An 896-nucleotide genomic window follows, 5' to 3' on the forward strand; every position below is an offset into this window, starting at 1 on the left:
ACATCACAAGGCGTGGCAGTCACGCTGACTGAAACCGAAAACGCTGATGGTAGCTTTACTTACGAGGCGACGGCGGGTAGTGAAGCGGTCTTTACGCTGACAGTGAACACTGATGGCTCTTATAACTTCACGCTAGAAGGTCCAATCGACCACGCGGTAGATAGCGATGAGCTGACACTCAACTTCCCAATCATCGCAACAGACTTTGATGGCGACACCATAAATGCCACTATTCCAGTGACAATCGTGGACGATAAGCCTGTTATTACCGACGTCGACACCATTACGGTTGATGAAGATGATCTAGCGTCAATTGGCTCAGACCAAAGCAATCCAATTTCTATTGATGGCAACTTTACTACCACACAAGGCTCTGACCGAGTGGTGAGCTACCAACTCGATGCTTCAGCAACACCAGTGGACGGTTTAACATCGCAAGGCGCGGCTGTCACACTGACAGAAACCGCAAATGGTGATGGTAGTTTCACTTATGAAGCGACTGCGGGTGGCAGCCCAGTATTTACTCTGACAGTAGATACTGATGGCTCTTACAACTTCATACTTGAAGGGCCAATTGATCACGCGGTTGATAGTGATGAGTTGACACTGAACTTCCCAATTATCGCAACCGACTTTGATGGCGACACCGTTACTGAAACCATTCCAGTCACGATTGTTGATGATGTACCGACCATCACAGCGGTGGATGCGTTAAGTGTCGATGAAGATGACCTTACCGGTGTGGGTTCGGACCCTGGCGGCGATCTGTTCGTTGAAGGCGCGTTTACTACCACACAAGGCTCTGACCGAGTGGTGAGCTATCAACTGGATTCAACCGCTGATCCTGTTGCGGGGCTAACCTCTCAAGGTGAGGCGATTACCTTGGTGGAAACCGC

At 49.9% G+C, this 896-nt stretch carries 1 protein-coding gene; it reads left to right on the plus strand.

Features of this window, described 5'->3' with window-relative positions:
- The coding region (locus R7O03_RS22635; protein ID WP_318132072.1) for a VCBS domain-containing protein at positions 1 to 896 on the plus strand (896 nt) is incomplete at both ends.

The organism is Vibrio sp. Vb2960 (assembly GCF_033337665.1).
GTDB lineage: Bacteria > Pseudomonadota > Gammaproteobacteria > Enterobacterales > Vibrionaceae > Vibrio > Vibrio alginolyticus.